The sequence below is a fragment of the Bacillus sp. SIMBA_074 genome (genome assembly GCF_046534555.1).
Classification (GTDB): Bacteria; Bacillota; Bacilli; order Bacillales; family Bacillaceae_G; genus Bacillus_A; species Bacillus_A mycoides.
Window position 1 is genome coordinate 57,146 of sequence record NZ_JAWRYM010000015.1, and the last position, 20,663, is coordinate 77,808.

Here is a 20,663-nt window from a genome sequence, read left to right on the forward strand (position 1 = left end):
CTACATTCTATATAGAATGTAGTTTTCTACTAATTAATATAACCGTTTTCTTCAAGTTTACTTTTCTGAAAATTCAAACTAGTTGAATGTCAATAGTTTAAAAATCATCTATTCATTTTCACTTTCATTTGTTCGATATTTTGTAACATCGCCGTAGTGTTTAATATGTTAGGATGTCTATAAGTATTTTTTACTACGACTATGACTTTTTCTGCTCTGTTTCTAAAAAAATTAGATGTATGTTACTTCGCTTTAAAATTCTCCATTATATGTATATGAATACTTCAAATTATTACCTTTAGAAAAATATAATCTAAATGGTTCACCACACTCTAATAGTTATAAAAATATAATATATAACATTAGTTAAATAAATTCTATAAAGAAGGTGTAAAAATGAAGAATAAAATAAATTTACAACTGCAAAATATAAGCTTTGTTATAATAATTGCTTTAGCAGTATGGTTAAAAACATATCTTATTACGCGATTCAGTTTTGATTTAAAAATTGAGTCTTCTACACAAGAACTTATTTTGTTTATTAGCCCTCTCGCTGCATCGTTAGCATTTGTTGGATTAGCATTATTTGCAACCGGTGAAAAGAGAAATTATATAGCGCTATGTATTAATCTCTTATTAACAATCGTACTTGCTGGGAATGTAATGTTCTATGATTTTTATAATGATTTCGTTACGTTACCAGTACTTGGACAAACATCAAACTTCGGCCAATTAGGCGGCAGTATTATAGAAATATTGAACTACAAAATTATACTCGCATTCGTAGACATTATTTTCTTCTTTATTTTATTAAAAAAGAAAGCAATAGTCTTTAAAACAGAACGTGTAACTCATTCTGCACGCTTATTATATTTTCTTTTAACAATTGGTGTATTTTTTGCAAATCTACAGCTTGCAGAAAAAGAACGACCTGAATTATTAACGAGATCCTTCGACCGCGTAATGCTTGTGAAAAATTTAGGACTATACACTCATCAAGTATATGATTTAACACTACAAGTAAAAGCTGGATCCCAAAAGGCACTTGCAGATAGTAGTAAATTACAAGAAACTGAAAACTACGTAAAATCAAACCAAAGTGAACCAAATCCTAATATGTTTGGTGCAGCGAAAGGAAAAAACGTAATTGTCGTTACTCTTGAATCCTTGCAAACCTTTTTAATAGGTGCATCCGTCAATGGTCAAGAAGTTACACCGTTCTTGAATGAATTCATAAATGAAAGCTATTACTTTGATAACTTTTTCCACCAAACTGGTCAAGGAAAAACATCAGATTCTGAATTTCTAATAGATACATCGTTGTATCCATTAAATCGAGGAGCGGTATTCTTCACGCACGGTAACAACGATTATACTGCGACTCCAGAAATTTTACGTCAGCAAGGCTATTTCACTTCTGTATTCCATGCGAATAACGCAACATTTTGGAATCGTAATATTATGTACTCTGCTCTTGGTTATGATCGTTACTATAATGAACTTGATTACAAAATTACGCCAGAAACAAATTTAAATTGGGGATTAAAAGATATCGAATACTTTGATCAATCAGTAGATATATTAAAAACTGTTGATCAACCATTTTACGCTCGTTTCCTTACTTTAACAAACCATTATCCATTTACGTATGATGAAGATACAAAATTCATTGAACCGTACAACTCTGGTAATGGCGTATTTGATCGTTACATCGTAACAGCACGTTACTTAGACGAATCAATTAAAAGATTTATTGAGCGTTTAAAAGCCGAGGGAATGTATGATGATTCTATTATTGTGTTATACGGTGATCATTACGGCATTTCTGAAAAACATAATCGCGCAATGGCACAGTTTTTAGAAAAAGATCAAATAACAGAATTTGATACTTTAAATTTACAACGCACACCTTTATATATTCATATCCCTGGCCAAACAGAAGGTCAAACTATCTCAAAGCCTACGGGACAAATCGATATGAAACCTACTATTTTAAATTTATTAGGGATTGATACTACTAACGATATCCGTTTTGGCCATGATATGTTTTCAGATGAATATACCGGTTTTGTTGTTTTACGTGATGGTAGCTTTATTACAAACAAGTATGCATACAAAAACAATACTTTCTATGACCGCATAACAGGTGAAATTGTAGATTTACCAAAAAAAGAAGCACAAGCACTCATTAACCGTGCACAAAATGAGTTACGAATGTCTGACAAAATTATTGAAGGCGATTTATTACGTTTTTCAGAAAGTAATAAAATTAAAACTGGAGAAGTAAAAACTAAAATTAAAGAAACTGAAAAGTAATCTATATAAAGAAAGGGAGCAACTCATTACGGTTGCTCCCTTTTCCCCTCTTATAACACGTGATGCAATTTCATATAAAAAACTTGATATATTTTACTTTTATTCTACGCTTGTTTCTAAAGTTAAATCTGTATAGGCATTATCATCACCTATATTTAAGATTACTTCACATTGACGTAATCTCAATTCAAAGAGCGTTATAGGATCATGATAAACTTCAGGGTTTGATTTCATTTTATGCAGTTTATCTTGTTTTTCTTTTATTTCTAAATGAGTGTTTTTTACAGCTTGTTCCAACGAGCCAAATGGATTTCTAAAGAACATATTAATATCCCGCTCTTGTGTGTTTTCAAATAGCTCAAACTGCAAGAAAAATTTCTTCATAATAGAAGCCGTTACATCGGTATAATCTTCATTTTCTAAATACTGTTTGTATTTGTTATATAGCATAGCTTTATTTTTAGGAAGAACTCCAAATAATTTACCGGCACTTTTCAGTAAAAATTGTGCTGGCGTAAATCGGCGTAAAATATTTACTTCTTCCATTTGTATTCTAGTTGTCATTCTATCAGTATCTCTTCGCCAGTCATCAATTACTTTAAAGTCACATTCTAACTGTATTCGATTTTCTCCAAATAAAGAATTAAGTCCTTCACTGGTTTCTGCTAAGTACAATTGACTTTGAAGGAGCTCGTTATTAGAAGTCGCAATCCAATTCTGCATAGAGCGAGCAAGATTAGGTAATACAGTTTGTTCTAGATATTGTTGCACCCTTTCATTCATCGCTGTATTTAGTTCAATATCAATGTGCCCAAAATCACTTTCTTCACTAATTAAATCGGAACAACTCTGCAATAGTTTCGGAATATGTTCTGTAAGATCATTAGTAATTTCGTTTTTCATTGTACGATATGTTTCTGTAATTAAATGAATTTTTTCCTTCTCAAAAGCAGTAAGGTTATTAATACAAGCATTTAGTTTAACTAACATATCTTCATTCCAATTAATAGAATCCACTAGATTATTTTCCCTCTCGACGCGTTTATCCAAAAGATATGTAATTGTTTTTCGAATGAAAAACAATAGCTTTTCAGTACGTTCTGCATCGATATTTTTATGGTTAAAGTTAAAATGAATAAACTCAGTTAAATCGTTTAGTTGTTTACTATTTGTATATAACGAAGAATAAGGGAAAACTCTTGCATTAGGGAAATATGTATTTATTCTCACTTGCGTATCTTGTATAACTCTTTTTGCTTCTGCTTCATTGTAAATGTTATCGATTTTATTTAATAAGAAATGAACTTGTAGATTTGGTGTATGTTCTTGGATACTTAATAGAATGTCACGTTCTTTGTCAGTAAAAGGTGAATCCGTATTCAATACGAATAATAATTCATCTACAGAGTTTAAATATTCAAACACCTCATCTCTCGCGTCATTGTTCCTATTAAAGCTAGGTGTAACAACGAATGTAAGTTTATTTTTACTTAAAAACCTGCATGGTAATTTAAATTCAACACACGCTCTATCTCTATATGTTTGACGATGCACTGCCATCATGTTATGGAAATCAGAGAAATTCTCAGTTGTTGTAATTTCCGAATCTGTTATAGCGTTAATTTCTGTATAAGCGTCATTTTTAAAAACAACTACATTTGAAATTGAGTTTTCTAATATATTCTCTCCTAAAATAGAGTTAATAAATGAAGCTTTTCCGTTCCCTGAAGTTCCAGTTACTAATAGGCGATTTGTTCTTAAATCTGCAAGCTCACCAACTAACCAGCTAAATCGGTGACCCATTTCTAAATCATGTTCTTGTGCCCAGTGTGTAATAGATTCAAAAAGATGTAAACTATACTCTAAGCCATTCACATGATTAATAGAATATGACAGTAGGTCTTCTGCATCTTTTATATCCGCTGAATCTATTTTAGAAGGAAAAATCTCATCCCATGCCAGTACTGCTGCAGATGGAAATACAGCATGAGATGGATTGACTACCTTTAACCAATTTGTTAACAGGTTTGGAATGATATCGTGTAATTGTCTAAGCATATATTGACCTTGAATTAATTCAAAGTATGTTTCTTCGTAAAGAGAAGAAATTTCGTCCCATATATCGGACGAATGTATTTCGATATGTATGAAAAATTCATTTATTGTGTTAAGCCATAATAAGTAATTTTGTTCATCTTTATAGCTGTGCCAAAGTGATGAAACAATTTGCGTAAATTGTACTTGATCTACATTATTTAATGTAACTAATACTTTATAAAAATAGTCTGGTGAAATATTTTTAGTAAATCCTTTATCGATATATTCTTTTAGAACCTCAAACCACGGATAAGATTCTGTTCGAATTAACTCGTTCACAGCAAGCTCTACTGCACTATCAAAATCTTGCTGTTCTTCATAAAAGGAACGGGCAATTGTTGTGACGTTTGGATAATCGGGATTTAAAGAAACCGCTTCTTTTATAACAGCGAAAGCTGAATCAAAATTATTTTGCTCGATGTAAAGAGACAGTAATTGCAGTACAATTTCAGTCATAAGTGTTTTGTTATCAGTAGTAATGGAAGTATACACATTTTCAGCAACTGATAATTGGTTAAGTTCGAAGTAAGCATCCGCAATATTTTTTTGTGCCCATGGTGCTAGTTCATTACTAACTTTCTCCCATTTAAAAATAGCTGCTTCAAAATCTTGATGGTGATAATAAAATTCACCTTGTGCAAAACGAATATAAGATCCATCAGAAATCTCATTTTTTTCTTCGTTTACATAAGCTTCTCCAAGTACTTGAAGAGGTGGGTGTGTTTCATTCTCCATTAGGAATGTTTCATAATACATCTTTTTTATTAATTGTTTTTCTAATCTCATTTTTTCCCCCACTATATCTCAAAATACATTTTTTGAGATATGTCAATACTTTTTTGTATGTATGCTTTTTATCTTAACAAAGAATTCCTTTTGAAAAATTTCATTTTCCTTTCATTTTTCAAGTAAGATTGAATTTTTATGAGAAAAGTTTCAGTTTTTTTTCAATTCCCTTTCAGTTGTGAAACAACATTAAATGTTCCTAATAACCTAATAACACTATAATATTCCACATTATATTATCAAGAAAACCATATATATATTACATTATAAAAACAATCTATAACGAATATATATGCAAGATTCCCTTCGCTAATAAATAAAAGAAATCCTTATAATATATTTCTCACCTTGTTTTCCTTTGAAATATTTCAGTAGTTACGTAATTAAATTCCATTAACCTATATAAATAACTAGTCCAAAAAAAATCTATATGCATATCATGTTATAGTAAAGAATTCAGGAAATCCTAAAAAGGAGGCATTTTCATGTTTGAAGATAAATCTAAAATAAATTACCCATATGAATTTACTGAAACTACAACAGTCCCTCTAAAAAACCCCATCAATAAAACTTTCAAAAACGGCTCTGGTACACATAACTTCCCAATTAAAAAGCATTATAAAGAGCAGGTTTTATATACTGAAAAAATTAATAATAATAAAAATAAATAACCGTATAGATCCTTATAACAATTAACCAAATAAGAATCTATATTTGGCCATGCATAGTTATGTGTTTAATAATGTAGAAATCCTTATTATACAATTTACGTACCTTTAAAAAGTGCTGATATACGGCGCTTTTTTATACATAGATAATAGAAGCACAAAAAAGGTATGGATATTTTCCACACCTTTTTTGTGCTTTGCTATTTATAAATGGAGTAGTACGTCCATGTTTATTTTACCTAATAGCACTTTAATGGGCCTTCTAGAAGAAATAAAAGCTAGTTTAATGAAAAAATAAGTTTCTTAGCCAATGCACCTGCCCCTACCAGCAGAATTTTACTGGTAGGAGTCATTGGATTGAATTTATATAATACCTTGAATATTTTGCGTCTATTTTTTCTTAAGGGGTATTTATTCGGGTTACTTATTAGATTATCAATTATATTCCTTCCGATTCCTACTTTTTATAGGTCATTATTGCTCTATTATATATATTTTAAAATTTACCAAACGCAGTTTCAAAGCAACTTAGTTTTCATAAAATATGTTTTGTTTCCGCTGGAACGAATAGGCTTTAATCTCATCTGTATCTAAATTTTCATGAAATAAATGAATGGCTATAATTTGTCTACAATCGTAAGTATGATAATAATATGTTCCGGACTCCATACACATTACGCTTGTATAAATGGTATTATCTAATGCACCTTCTTCTGTTATTACTCCGCCTTTAGGAACCTCGCAATTTGATAAGATATGAAAAAGGGCCGATACTCCCTCTTCTTCACTATCTATACCTTGAATGTTTTGTTTGCCATATGCTGCTCGCACAAACCTTGATGGCGGGGTGAAATCCCCTGGAAGTCCCATTGAACCTGAGCCCTGACCAAAAGCACTTAATGGCAAGTTACTCCACTCTGTTGGCGCGAATGGCTGCGATTTAAGGCCAATATATTGTCTTAAATTTTGTAAATGCCAACTAAACTCCGGACTATTCGTCATCACTCCTAGTGGGTTGTCATACATTTTTAATCCTTCATTTGTTGGCTCCAGTACAATGCAATCTCCCCATTTATCCGCTAAAATCCAATGTAGTGGTGGTGTAAGTCCTAAATCCGGTAATGGTATATCCAAAAAGGTAAGGCTATCTACAGATTTCTTTAACTCTTTGACAGAATTGAATTGTGTGAGACTCCAAGTCACAAAATCAAATGGAGCCAAATTCGTTTTGTTGTCATCTATGCTTTGACTATAAGTAGCGAATCCTGGAAAATAGAGTGTTGCACATGTCATACCTGCTTCATTTACTCCGTCCGCCATAATGATCCTTCCTTGATGATTAATTCCCATTCCGACCGTAGCATGTTTCGTATTAATGATTTCACCAGTTATATTATTCCACTGGTAATGCCGAGGAATGATTATTACTTCTTGATTCAAATCTAATGTGAAGTCCATCGTTCTTGCAAAAAGATGCTGACCATTTTTTGTCTGTAATGTCAAACTAGTACACATAAAGAACACCCCATTTTATGGTTTTATATACACTTTACATAATTCTGATAATTCTGTAAATTAAAAGCCCCTTTTCTTACAAAAAAATGAGAAAGCACATATAAATTACAAATAGGTTATCTCTAGTTTATAAATGAATTTTTAAAATATAGTTGCAAAAGAATGATATTAAAAAGGAGCGACTTGTTACTATCGCCCCTTTTTATTTCTCTCTATATTTTATTAAAATAACTGTAGAGAACATTGCTATTACATATTTATTTTATTTTCTTTCAGCACATATAAATAATACTAGGCACTTTCAAACCGTTTCAAATAACTGGGAACGAACTTTTTCTCTTTGGACATTAACCCTACATAACCCTCTTAAACATCTTCTCCAACTCATAAGTAGAATGATGCACCAGAATCGGTCTTCCATGCGGACATGTATATGGGTTTGTTGTTGTACGAAGTTCTTCAAGTAAAGCGAATATTTGATCGTTCGTTAAATATTGATTTGCTTTAATCGATGCTTTACAGCTCATCATAATAGCTGCTTCTTCACGTAATTTTTTAATATCAACTTTTTTTAGTTTGACGACTTGCTCCATCATCTCATCAATGATTTCTGTTTCTTGTCCTTTCGGGAACCACGTTGGATGCGAACGAACGATAAAGGATTGATGGCCAAACTGCTCTAAAAATAGTCCGACTTTTTTTAGTTCTTCTAACTGCTCTTCGACACGTAAAAATTCGGTAAGAGATAAATCTATGCGGTACGGTACAAGTAATTCTTGTACTTCTTGCGTAACTCGTCCCACTTTATCACGGAAATATTCATAATTGATGCGCTCCTGCGCAGCATGCTGATCAATCATATATAGCCCGTTATCATTTTGAGCGAAAATATATGTTCCGTGCATCTGTCCAATTGGATAAAGCGGCGGTAAGTCATTACCGTTCATTTCAATCTCTTTTATCTCCCCGACTTCTTCTTCCAATTCCTCTAATTCAAAATCGTCATCGTTGCTAGTCCATTCCTTTTCCTCTCGAACCGTTTGCTCTATTACCGGCTTAGAGGATGGCTGCCAGCTTTGCTCTTCTCTTACGAGTGACTGTGGTGGTTGCCATTCTTGCTTCGGCGGTTGCCACAGTTGTGCTGGTTGTTTTACAGTCGTTGTTTCTTCTTGTTTCTCATCCATTCCTGTTGGTAAAACGATGTTAGGCATAGATGATTCTCTCGGTTTTGTATGCTCAAACTTGAACTGTTCTTGCACACTTTCATCTTTTTCTTTTTTCTTCGTTGTTACACCAGCATCTGGAATGAGTTGTATTTTTTTGAATGCAGCTTGCAATGTTTCTTCGATAAGCTTTAGCAATTCTTGTTCTTTACTAAAGCGTACTTCTAATTTTGCTGGATGTACGTTGACATCAACAAGCATTGGATCCATTTCAATTGATAAGAAGCCGATTGGGTATCGTCCGATTGGCAATAACGTATGATATCCTTGCTGAATTGCTTTCATTAATACGAAATTTCGAACGTAACGGCCATTTACAATCGTTGACATATAGTTACGCGACGCTCTCGTTACTTCTGGTAATGTTACATAACCTTTAATTGTAAAGTCTAGAGACTCAGCTTCAATCGGAATAAGCTTCTTCGCAACTTGAATGCTGTAAATCGATGCAAGTACTTGTCTTACATCACCGTTTCCTGATGTATGAAGCAATTTCTTTTCATTATGAAACAGTTTTAACGATACTTCTGGATGTGACATTGCAATACGATACACGATATCTGTAATGTTCCCAAGCTCTGTATGAATCGTTTTCATATATTTAAGGCGCGCTGGTGTATTAAAAAATAAGTTTTGTACAGTAATATCTGTTCCTTTTCGGCTTGCCGTTTTCTCTTGTTTTATAATGTCTCCACCTTTAATACTAAGGTGTGTACCAGGCGCATCACCTGTGCTCGTAATTAACTCTAATTCACTCACTGAGGCAATACTCGGCAGGGCCTCTCCGCGGAAACCGAGCGTTCTTATACGAAATAAATCATTTTCATCTTTAATTTTACTCGTTGCGTGTCGTTCAAATGCAACGATACAATCTTCTTCAGCAATACCATCTCCATTATCGATGATGCGAATCTTCGATAATCCAGCTTCTTCTAAGTGGATTTCAATAGATGTACTATTCGCATCGATGGAATTTTCCACGAGTTCTTTTACAACTGAGGCAGGGCGCTCTACTACTTCCCCTGCCGCAATTAAGTTAGAGAGTTGATCATCGAGTTTGCGAATTTTCCCCATCTACTTACTCATCCTTTCTTTAACTTTTTCTGCAAGCGATACAGTTCGTTCATCGCCTCTAAAGGTGTCATATCAAGTAAATCAATTTTTTTAATTTGCGCAAGTACTGCCGTTTCTTTTGCATCTAGAACTGACTTGTCTTGTTTTTTCGAAGACTGTTCTCCACCAAAGAATGATAATTGCGATTCTTCCTCAGTCTCTACTTTCGTCTCTTGTATTTCTGCTGGTTCTTCTTTTACAACAACTGGTTCTGGAGCGACTTCTGGCACTTTCACTTCTACTCGTTTCGGAATAACAATTTCTTCCTGTCCTTCTAGTTGTGCTAACACTTCTTTCGCGCGAGCGATTAAGCTCTCTGGAAGCTCGGCAAGTTGAGCAACGTGAATTCCGTAACTTTTATCAGCCGCTCCATCTTGAATTTTATGAAGGAAAACTACTTTTCCATTCTCTTCAATTGCTGAAACATGTACATTCTTTAGTTGGTCTAAACTTTCTTCTAACACTGTTAATTCATGATAATGTGTAGAGAATAATGTTTTCGCACCAATTTGGTCATGAATATGTTCAATGATTGCTTGCGCAAGTGCCATACCATCATACGTAGATGTACCGCGTCCAATTTCATCGAATAAAATTAAACTTCTCTCTGATGCATTTGCAATTGCATTTTTCGCTTCTAACATTTCAACCATAAATGTACTTTGACCTGAGATTAAATCATCCGCTGCACCAATTCTCGTAAAGATTTGATCGAAGACAGGTAATACTGCTTCTGTCGCTGGTACAAAACAACCAATTTGTGACATAACAGTAACAAGTGCTAATTGTCTCATATACGTACTTTTACCAGACATGTTCGGTCCTGTAATTAAAAAGACATCCATCTTCTCCGGCATAATACAATCATTCGGTACATACAATTTCCCGTTCAATACTTTTTCAACGACAGGATGACGACCATCTTTAATAAAGATTTCGCGCTTATTTGTTAAAACAGGTTTTACAAACTGCTCTTCTTCACTAACTGTCGCAAAGCTTTGCAGTACATCTAGTTCACTAATTACTTTCGCTAAATGCTGTAATTTCGGAATGAATACTTTAACTTCTTCGCGAAGTGCTGTAAATAAATCGTATTCTAATTGTACAATTTTCTCTTCTGCTTCTAAGATTAATGTTTCTTTTTCTTTTAATTCATCTGTTATGAAACGTTCAGCATTAGCAAGCGTTTGTTTACGCTCATAGCGCCCTTCTGGAAGTGCTGCAAGATTAGCCTTCGTCACTTCAATATAGTAGCCGAAAATACGGTTGTACCCAATTTTTAATGATTTAACCCCTGTAATATCACGCTCTCGTTTTTCAAGCTCAGCAATCCACGTTTTTCCGTTTTTACTAACGTAACGATATTGATCAAGCTTATCATTATAACCATCTTTAATAATATCTCCATCTTTAATAGAAAGCGGTGGGTTTTCTTGAATACTTCTTCCCAGTAATTCAGTTAAGCTCTCACATGGATCTGCACCTTGAATTAACCTTGCTGCATAAGCATTATCTAACAGACTAATCGCTTCTAAAATAGCTGGTACTTGCAGTAAAGAACGTCTTAATTGTAATAAGTCCCGTGCATTTACATTACCAAATGCAACTTTCCCTGCTAAACGCTCTAAATCATATACTTCTTTTAACTTTTCTTTTAAATCTTCACGTAAGAAGTAATCATTTACAAACGTTTCAACCATTTCTAAACGCTCTTCAACTTTTTCTTTCTGGATAAGTGGACGTTCCATCCACTGTTTTAACATACGCCCACCCATAGCCGTTTTTGTTTTGTCTAATAGCCATAATAATGAGCCTGTCTTTTCCTTCGTGCGAAGAGTCTCTGTTAACTCTAAATTACGTTTTGAATGCACATCAATTTTCATAAATTGATTCGTGTAATAAATTTCTACTGGTTGCAAGTGATCTAACGAACGTTTTTGTGTTCTTATCACATAGTTAAATAAGCGTCCAATTGCTTTAATTAATTTTGCTTGGGAAACACTTTTCACAAGATGTTCTAATCCTTCTGGAATAGTTGTTGCATCTTCATACGAAATCGTCATTTTTAATGTTTCAGTTAACTTATTTAATTCATCTTTTGAAAATGTAGAATCTACAACAATTTCTTTTGAACCAGTCGCATACACTTCTAATAAAATATCTTCTACTGAACCAGTTAATAACGTCACTGTATTTTGTCCAGTCGTTAAGTCATTACAAGCTAGCGCATAAGATCCATCTTCGAAATGTGTTAATGCTGCTAAGAAGTTATTCTCCTTCTCGTCTATTGTACGCCCTTCCATCATCGTTCCTGGCGTAATTAGTTGTACTACTTCACGACGTACTACACCTTTAGCTGTTTTTGGGTCTTCCACTTGCTCACAAACAGCTACTTTATATCCTTTTTCAACAAGTTGTTCAATATAATTTTTAGCTGCATGATGCGGTACACCACACATCGGTATACGTTCACTACTACCACCATCTCGGCTCGTTAATGTAATTTCAAGTTCATGAGCTGCTTTAACAGCATCTTCAAAGAACATTTCATAAAAATCACCTAATCGGAAAAATAAAAAGGCATCTTGATAGTCTGCCTTAACCTTTAAGTATTGCTGTATCATAGGCGTATATTGCGTCATGTCTTTCCTCCATAATTCTTACATAATAATCTATATTCATATATGTCACACTTCACGGACATCCATATCTCCTATTCCAGGAGTCTTTCCTCATTATAGCACATTTCATAAGGAATCATGTTCATGCAGAACCACTTATGTACTGTAAAAAGCTAGGAAGAACTTCTCCCTAGCTTTCTCTTACTCTTCTTCTGCATCGACGATAAAGTTCGGATCTAATTCTTCAAACTCATCATCATCGACTTGGAAATCCTCGTCTGATTCTACGCAACCTTCAGGATTTACACTTACACAAATTTTCGTTTCCCCAACTACTTCTGTTACAAATTCACGTTCTACCGTCACAACAATTTTATTACCATTTGGCGATACAAGAGCTTCTAAACAATTTGGCGGCTGAATTACACGAGCGATAATTTCTAAATCGTCACCAGAGAAGTTTTTATCACGATACCCAATACTTACTTCATCATTGTAGTTAACACGTTCTGTTACAACTTCAGTCTTTGTGTTTCCATCAAATGAATACCAAGTGTTTACATCATAGAAACCTTCAATTTCCACATGTTTTCCATTCTTTCTCGCTTCGTACGAATGGTTAATTACCCAGCACCCTAAAATACTTGTTGGCTCATTATTCGATTCACATGTATGCGTTGACTTTGTATACTTACGTCCTTTTCCAACCACTGCTTTTGTAATAATCTCTCTAAATTCGGACATTCGTAACCCTCCTCAATCACTATTCACTTAATCATATGCGTGACAATAGCGGAATGTGTCATTCTTTTTTTTGAGAAGAATTTCCGATATAACCCACTAAAAAAAAGAGATGTCAATAAGACATCTCTTTAACAACCACAATTTCCTTTTTTACTTTCTACTGCTGCACCAGTTTCACCCTTCAACACATCGCCGCCAGTTGAAACTAATATTTCATCTGTTACATTGTTAGAAATGGTACTAGCAACTAGCTGTAGTAAGTCATTTACATACGTTTGTGAAGATTTAAACTCCTGTACAACTGGGATATTATCTAACTTATCTTGAAGTGCATCAATTTCAGCTTCTACTTTTTTCAAAGCTTCCCATTTCCCATAATGTTGCAAGTTTACTGCTTGTTTTTGCAAAGCTTTTATTTCATCAATTGCTCGCTTTACATTTTCATTTTTATGAATTTGTGCTTCTGCTCGCTTAAAGAAATCGACTTCTTCTGTTTCAGAGATCATTTTCGCTAATTCTTTCGCTTGCTCAACAATTTCATCTTTCGTATATACTTTCATCTATTATTTCACCTCAATCGGCTCCTTAACCAATTCCCCGTTAAGAGACCAAGTTTTTGCTTCCGTTATTTTTACTTTCACAAGCTGACCAATTAAAGATTTTGAAGCAACAAAGTTTACAAGTTTATTCGTACGTGTATATCCCGCAAGTACTTCAGGATTATTCTTACTTTCTCCCTCAACTAATACTTCTACAATTTGACCTATATAATGCTTATTCTTATTAACTGCATATTCATTCACTAGTGTATTTAAGCGTTGTAATCGCTCTTTCTTCACTTCCATCGGAACATTATCTTGCATTTTTGCAGCTGGTGTACCTTCACGCGGAGAATAAATAAATGTAAATGCCGTATCAAATCCTACTTCACGATATAACGACATCGTCTCTTCAAACTGCTCATCCGTTTCATTAGGGAAACCAACGATAATATCAGTCGTTAGCACTGCATTCGGAATTGTTTCTTTAATTTTTCGTACAAGCTCTAAATAGTGTTCTCGCGAATATTTACGCGCCATAATTTTAAGCATATCTGTACTACCAGATTGAACCGGTAAGTGGATATGTTCTACTAGGTTACCACCTTTTCCAAGAACATCAATTAAATGATTGTCAAAATCACGTGGATGGCTTGTTGTAAAACGAATACGCGCGATATCGATTTTACGAAGTTCATCCATTAAATCGCCAAGACCATATTGTATATCTTCAAAGTCTTTACCGTATGCGTTTACGTTTTGTCCAAGTAACGTAATTTCTTTATAACCGTTCGCAGCTAAATGGCGAATTTCTTTAATAATATCTTCTGGACGTCTGCTGCGCTCTTTTCCGCGTGTATACGGTACAATACAATATGTACAAAACTTATCACAGCCATACATAATATTTACCCAAGCTTTAATATCACCACGACGTACTTTCGGAAGGTTTTCAATTACATCCCCTTCTTTTGACCAAACTTCAACTACCGTCTCTTTTGAGAACATTGCGTCCTTTAGGATATACGGTAATCTATGAATATTGTGTGTACCAAACACCATATCTACATGCTGATTTTTTTGCATAATTTTATTTACAACAGATTCCTCTTGAGACATACAACCACATACACCAATTATAAGATCCGGATTTCTTCGCTTTAATGATTTTAAATGACCAAGTTCACCGAACACTTTATTTTCAGCATTTTCACGAATTGCACAAGTATTTAATAAAATTACATCTGCCTCTTCAGTTGAAAAGGTTGGCTCATATCCAAGTGTTGTAAAAATCCCAGCCATTACTTCTGTATCATGCTCATTCATTTGACAGCCATATGTACGAATGTAAAACTTTCTTCCTTCGCCAAAATCGCGAAACTCTTCAGGTAGGCCAAAATCTCTTTCAATTTTAACTTCTTCTTTCCCACGCTTTTTCGCCAATTTCAAGGAAGGTGGTTGGTATACACTTTCAAAGTATTTACTATAATCTTTCTCTTCTTTTTTCGTAGAGGAATTTGCTTGTCGACTTGCTAATCGTTGTTGCTCGTTCATCGGTAATCTCCTTTCACCCTTAACTATACACACACTCTGTAGTCCATTTTAATGCGCTTAGACCCATCTCAATGATGTTAGATAGCATGAGAGATAACTTGCCCTTTGAAACTTGAGTAATCGATCTAATCATCCGTAAGAATGAAGTCTTCCCCACACAAATAGACATTCCCTTTTTATTATTTCATCTTGTCCTACCCAAAAGTATATTGCTTTATCCCTATACACATTATCATAGTATAGAGCCTTTAGCCAACTTTAACGAAGAAGGCTTCTTATCCTATATTTCATTTCACAGTTATTGAACATGCTATTTTTATACAACGATTTATATATTATTTTATCATTCTGAATTTTCTAAGTAAACAAATCTATTTATTATTTTTATTCACTCAAAAAGAAGGTTACCAAGCGGCAACCTTCTCTCCGATCATTACATAAATTCAGCAACAAGCTCATCAAACATTTTCTGATCCATATTCAAATCAGCTTGCACTAAAGGTTTTTCACTATAGTCTTTTACAAGCTCTTGGTAAGAAGGCTGCTTTGTGTTTTGATAAATTAAACCTGTTACTAACCCGTTCTTTTCCATTAATGTTTGCATAGCCATCATGCGGTTAGATGGATCATATCCTTCTACTGTACTTAGTTTCGTTAAATTCTCTTTAAACCAATCATAAGTATTTACTTTATTGTAAGTAACACACGGACTAAATACATTAATTAATGAAAAGCCTTTATGGTTAATACCAGCTTCAATAATTTGCGTTAATTCTTTTAAATCACTTGAAAAGCTTTGCGCCACAAATGTCGCACCAGCTGTTAAAGCCATTTCCATAACATTTAGTGATGGTTCAATTGAACCTTGTGGTGTACTTTTCGTTTTAAATCCAGCTTCACTACGTGGTGAAGTTTGACCTTTTGTTAATCCGTAAATTTGGTTATCCATTACGATGTACGTAATATCAATGTTACGACGAATAGAATGGATTGTATGTCCCATACCAATCGCAAAACCATCACCGTCACCACCGGATGCAATAACTGTTAAATCACGATTTGCCATTTTCACACCTTGTGCAATCGGAAGAGCACGTCCGTGAATACTATGCAAACCATATGAATTAATATATCCTGAAATACGACCGGAACAGCCGATACCAGAAATAACAGCTAGCTCATCTGGATTTAAACCAACGTTAGCTGCCGCACGCTGAATCGCAGCCTGCACCGAGAAGTCTCCGCAACCTGGGCACCAGTTTGGTTTTACACTGTTACGAAAGTCCTTAAATGTTGCCATTTAATACAACCCCTTTTTTACATTCGTTGTAAATCTCTTTCGGCAAGAATGGATTTCCATCGTATTTTAAAAGACTAGAAATTTTCTCACCATTGCCAAGATTCATTTTCATAATGTTAGCAAGCTGACCAGTTGCATTGTTTTCTACTACTACAACACGCTTCGCTTTTTTCACAAGTGGATCGATTTCAGCTGTTGGGAAAGGATGAATTAAACGCACATGGGCATGGTTTACTTTCATTCCTTCTTGTTCTAAACGCTGCATTGCCTCTTCGATCGCACCACGAGTTGAGTTAAAGCCTACTAACAATACGTCTGCGTCATCATGCTTAGCATTTTTGTAAATAGGGGTATTAAACTGTAAATTCGCCATTTTACGGAAACGTTTGTCCATTTGATCTTTACGATTTAACGCTGATTCAGATGGTTTACCCGTTTCATCATGTTCTACACCTGTAACATGGTGAATACCATTTTTCATACCAGGTAAAACACGTGGTGAAATTCCATCTTCTGTTACTTCATAACGCTTGAAGTATGCTTTATTTTCACGTTCTGGTAATTCTACTTCTAAATCAAGCTTACCACGACGAATTTCCACTTTATCTAACTTAAGTGGTTCTACTGTTTGCTTTCCTAAAGAAAGCTGTAAATCTGTTAAGAAAATAACAGGCACTTGATATTCTTCTGCTAAGTTGAACGCTTCTACAATATCATAGAAAGCTTCTTCAACTGTACTTGGCGCCATTACGATTTTTGGAATTTCACCATGTGTTCCGTAAATCATAGCCATTAAGTCAGACTGCTCTTGTTTTGTTGGTAAGCCCGTACTTGGACCACCGCGTTGTGTATCAATGATAACTAGCGGTGTTTCAGTAATACCTGCTAAACCAATTGCTTCCATCATTAAAGAAAGACCAGGACCAGCAGATGCTGTTAATGTACGAACACCAGCGTAGTTTGCACCGATCGCCATTGTACAAGCTGCGATTTCATCCTCAGTTTGGATTACTGTTCCGCCGACTTTCGGTAACTTTTTAATTAAATATTCCATAATTTCAGATGCAGGTGTGATTGGATATGCAGACATAAAGCGAGCGCCACCAGTTACCGCACCAAATGCGATTGCGTCGTTTCCAATCATAAACATGCGTTTCTTACCGTCAGCTTTTTCAAGTTGCATCATGTTTACTTTCTCACCAAGCAATTCTTTCATGTATTGAGAGCCGCGTTTAATTGCTTCCATATTCTTTTGAACGACTTGCTCTCCTTTACGACCAAAGATTTCTTCAACAACCTCTAAATAAGCTGTTTCGTCTAATCCTAATACCGCACTAGATGCCCCAACAGCAACCATATTTTTCATTAAAGATGTGCCTAATTCTGAAGCGATATCTGTAAACGGTATCACATATAGATTTACATCTGTATTATCAGGTATTGTCGGATTAAATTTCGCATCCGCAACTACAATTCCGCCCGGACGTAGTTCGTGGAAGTTAAAATCAATTGTTTCTTGATCAAAAGCAATTAAAATGTCTAAATCATCTGAGATCGCGCGTACTTCTGTTGTACTTACACGAATTTTATTATTTGTATGGCCGCCTTTAATACGTGATGAGAAGTGGCGGTAACCGTATAGGTAATATCCTAATCGGTTTAATGCAATACAGAAGATTTCCCCTGTACTTTCAATTCCTTCACCTTGTTGGCCTCCAACTTTCCATGAAAGTTGACTAATCATCTCCTACACCCCTTTTGGCTGCATTCATTGTAGTGTATTTTTTTACAGTATTAGTTTAGCATTTTTTATGCAAATAAACTACAATGGACGCAAATTATGCCTCTTCTGTTTTCCCTGAATCTTTAGTATAATGCTATTTCGTTTACCATTCTAGTATTAGGTCTTAAAAAAATCAATAAATTCAAGTGAATTTATTTTAATTTTTCTGAATCTTTAAAACATATTTTTTAGAACGTTATACAGTCAACAAAATTTTTATACAAAAATCGCTCTACAGTTGATTCATTATACTTTTTACACAGTTGATTAATTATATTTTCATAATCCCTATATACTTCTACACCTACAACAGTTTCTAAAATCCCATCAAAATCAGAACCGAATCCTATATTTTTTTCTCCACCTAATGAACAAATATATTCCACATGCCTTAATATATCTGCTATATTCGCTTGTCTTTCATTCGTTAAAAACTGCGGTACGAAAGTAATACCAATAATGCTATTTTTCTTTATAAGGGCTCTTATTTGTTCATCGGTTAAATTGCGTGGATGCCCACAAAGTTGATAACAGTTTGAATGAGATGCAATTGGGTTTTTAGCAATTTCAATAACATCCCAAAAGCTTCTTTCATTTAAGTGAGACACATCGGTCCATAAATGTAACGTATTAAGTTCTTGTACAACTTGTCTACCAAATGTAGTTAAACCTGCTCCACGTGCCTCTAGCGCTCCATCAGCTAACAGATTGGCATAGTTCCATGTCAATCCAAAGGAACGTACACCTAAGCGATAAAACAAACGTAATTTCATCGCTTCTTTTCCAATTGCTTCGCATCCTTCTAATGTTAATAATGCTCCAATCTCGTCCTGTTTTAGCATGTTAATATCGTTTTTTGTCTGAATAAACTTCATTCCTGGTAGCGATAGAATTTCATTATGAAAAATATCCATCATTTGCAGCGCAACTTCAAAACGCTTTTCATACGCTACTGTTTCTGGTATATATATAGCAAAGCATTGTATACTTCCTTTTCTTTTCATTAATTGTTCAAATGTAATATGTAATTGTGAACCGTTTTGAAAGTCTTTTTTTCCCTTTGCACTCCATAACTGAAAGAGTACATCGCAATGTGCATCAAAAATTTTCATTTTCATTCCTCCATTACAAAAACAACCTGTTTGCATACATGCAAACAGGTTGTTTCAACTTAACGAGGTTCTACAATTAATTTTATCGCTGTACGCTCTTCACCATCAATCATAATATCTGTAAACGCTGGGATACAAATCAAGTCCAAACCGCTAGGCGCTACAAATCCTCTTGCAATTGCTACTGCCTTTACCGCTTGGTTCAATGCACCTGCACCAATAGCTTGAATTTCTGCTGTTCCGCGTTCGCGAATAACACCTGCAAGTGCACCAGCTACAGAATTAGGGACCGACGTTGCTTTAACTTTTAATATTTCCATTCCGCGTTTCCTCCTCGTTTCTATAAAAAGTAATAGCAATTATTTCACTTTAACTTATATTCACGAGGAATGGCACGTATTCCTGCTAAATTTCTGTAATTTTTCTAAAAAATTAAAATATAACGAATTCTCTAACTTTTCGTTAAAAATCAGTCAAAAAATGGCTGGTCATCATTAATTAAAATGCGCTCAATTTTCTTTGCTTTCCCTGTATTAGGATCCACATCAATTAACACTGCACTTAATTGTGTTCTACCATTCGTCACTTCAAAACGCACTGGTAAGTTCGTTAAAAACTTCTTCAATACCGCTTCGCGATCCATACCTAAAATCCCATCATATGGGCCTGTCATACCAACATCTGTAATATAAGCTGTTCCGCTTGGTAAAATACGATTATCAGCTGTAGGAACGTGTGTATGTGTACCTACTACCGCTGTAGCACGACCGTCTACATACCAACCTAACGCCTGCTTCTCACTTGTTGTTTCAGCATGAAAATCAACAAAGATAATGTTTGTACGTTTTTTTGCAATACTGATTAACTCATCCACTTTACGGAATGGACAATCAATTGGAGGAAGGAAAGTACGTCCTTGTAAGTTAATAACTGCAACTTCTGTTCCATTACAATTTACAAAGATAAGCCCTTTTCCTGGCGTTCCTTCCGGGAAGTTAGCTGGTCTTGCAAGATATTTTGCATCATCGATAAATTCAAATACTTCACGGTTATCCCAAGCGTGGTTTCCAAGCGTAACCGCTTGTGCCCCGCACTCTAAAAAGTTTCGATATATTTTTTCCGTAATTCCACGTCCACCCGCAGCATTTTCTCCATTAATAATTGTTACTGTCGGTGTATATTTCTTCTTTAATGCCGGTACGTACTGTTGAATCATGTCTCTACCAGGAGATCCTACTACATCCCCAACAAATAATATTCTCATATGTCTTACCCTTTCTATGTACTACATT

At 34.6% G+C, this 20,663-nt stretch carries 14 protein-coding genes; 2 read left to right on the plus strand and 12 right to left on the minus strand.

Annotated elements, in window-relative coordinates:
* Window positions 1-396 precede the first annotated feature (396 nt).
* Entirely contained in the window at window positions 397-2,316 is a 1,920-nt protein-coding gene (locus SB773_RS17345) for an LTA synthase family protein (RefSeq protein WP_410591109.1), read from the plus strand.
* A gap of 99 nt (window positions 2,317-2,415) precedes the next feature.
* On the opposite strand, the gene SB773_RS17350 is transcribed toward SB773_RS17345, so the two are convergent.
* The gene (locus SB773_RS17350; RefSeq protein ID WP_410591111.1) at window positions 2,416-5,199 is read right to left on the minus strand and encodes a dynamin family protein; all 2,784 of its coding nucleotides are present in this window, start codon (window positions 5,197-5,199) and stop codon (window positions 2,416-2,418) included.
* 485 nt (window positions 5,200-5,684) lie between these two features.
* Here SB773_RS17350 and SB773_RS17355 point away from each other — a divergent pair, with 485 nt between their 5' ends.
* Window positions 5,685-5,870: a hypothetical protein gene (locus SB773_RS17355; RefSeq protein ID WP_000461142.1), complete on the plus strand. Its 186-nt coding sequence runs from the start codon at window positions 5,685-5,687 to the stop codon at window positions 5,868-5,870.
* Window positions 5,871-6,395: 525 nt separating this feature from the next.
* On the opposite strand, the gene SB773_RS17360 is transcribed toward SB773_RS17355, so the two are convergent.
* From SB773_RS17360 to SB773_RS17410, 11 genes are all read right to left on the minus strand, one after another.
* A complete protein-coding gene (locus tag SB773_RS17360; protein ID WP_088034604.1) occupies window positions 6,396-7,382 on the minus strand; it encodes a choloylglycine hydrolase family protein in 987 nt (328 codons plus the stop codon).
* A 353-nt stretch (window positions 7,383-7,735) separates the two neighbouring features.
* Window positions 7,736-9,679 carry a DNA mismatch repair endonuclease MutL gene (gene mutL / locus SB773_RS17365; protein WP_088034601.1) on the minus strand — a complete coding sequence of 648 codons (1,944 nt, stop codon included), beginning with the start codon at window positions 9,677-9,679 and terminating at the stop codon, window positions 7,736-7,738.
* 8 nt (window positions 9,680-9,687) lie between these two features.
* Complete coding sequence (gene mutS / locus SB773_RS17370) at window positions 9,688-12,360, minus strand: DNA mismatch repair protein MutS (protein WP_060751727.1); 2,673 nt, start codon at window positions 12,358-12,360, stop codon at window positions 9,688-9,690.
* A 180-nt stretch (window positions 12,361-12,540) separates the two neighbouring features.
* Complete coding sequence (gene cotE, locus SB773_RS17375) at window positions 12,541-13,083, minus strand: outer spore coat protein CotE (protein WP_002014610.1); 543 nt, start codon at window positions 13,081-13,083, stop codon at window positions 12,541-12,543.
* Window positions 13,084-13,211: 128 nt separating this feature from the next.
* Window positions 13,212-13,643 carry a YlbF/YmcA family competence regulator gene (locus SB773_RS17380; protein ID WP_002033698.1) on the minus strand — a complete coding sequence of 144 codons (432 nt, stop codon included), beginning with the start codon at window positions 13,641-13,643 and terminating at the stop codon, window positions 13,212-13,214.
* A gap of 3 nt (window positions 13,644-13,646) precedes the next feature.
* Window positions 13,647-15,176 (minus strand): tRNA (N6-isopentenyl adenosine(37)-C2)-methylthiotransferase MiaB, encoded by a 1,530-nt coding sequence (gene miaB, locus SB773_RS17385; RefSeq protein WP_131246430.1) that lies wholly within the window; start codon window positions 15,174-15,176, stop codon window positions 13,647-13,649.
* A gap of 433 nt (window positions 15,177-15,609) precedes the next feature.
* A complete protein-coding gene (locus SB773_RS17390) occupies window positions 15,610-16,476 on the minus strand; it encodes a 2-oxoacid:ferredoxin oxidoreductase subunit beta (protein WP_002088040.1) in 867 nt (288 codons plus the stop codon).
* Window positions 16,463-18,220, minus strand: coding sequence for a 2-oxoacid:acceptor oxidoreductase subunit alpha (locus tag SB773_RS17395; protein ID WP_002014603.1), 1,758 nt, complete (start codon window positions 18,218-18,220; stop codon window positions 16,463-16,465). Before SB773_RS17395 ends, SB773_RS17390 begins: the two co-directional genes overlap by 14 nt.
* Window positions 18,221-18,447: 227 nt before the next feature.
* Entirely contained in the window at window positions 18,448-19,371 is a 924-nt protein-coding gene (locus SB773_RS17400; protein ID WP_410591117.1) for a dipeptidase, read from the minus strand.
* Between the two features lie 59 nt (window positions 19,372-19,430).
* The gene (spoVS, locus tag SB773_RS17405; RefSeq protein WP_000404341.1) at window positions 19,431-19,691 is read right to left on the minus strand and encodes a stage V sporulation protein SpoVS; all 261 of its coding nucleotides are present in this window, start codon (window positions 19,689-19,691) and stop codon (window positions 19,431-19,433) included.
* Window positions 19,692-19,840: 149 nt separating this feature from the next.
* Window positions 19,841-20,635, minus strand: a complete 795-nt coding sequence (locus tag SB773_RS17410; RefSeq protein WP_002014601.1) for a TIGR00282 family metallophosphoesterase — start codon at window positions 20,633-20,635, stop codon at window positions 19,841-19,843.
* Between the last annotated feature and the right edge of the window lie 28 nt (window positions 20,636-20,663).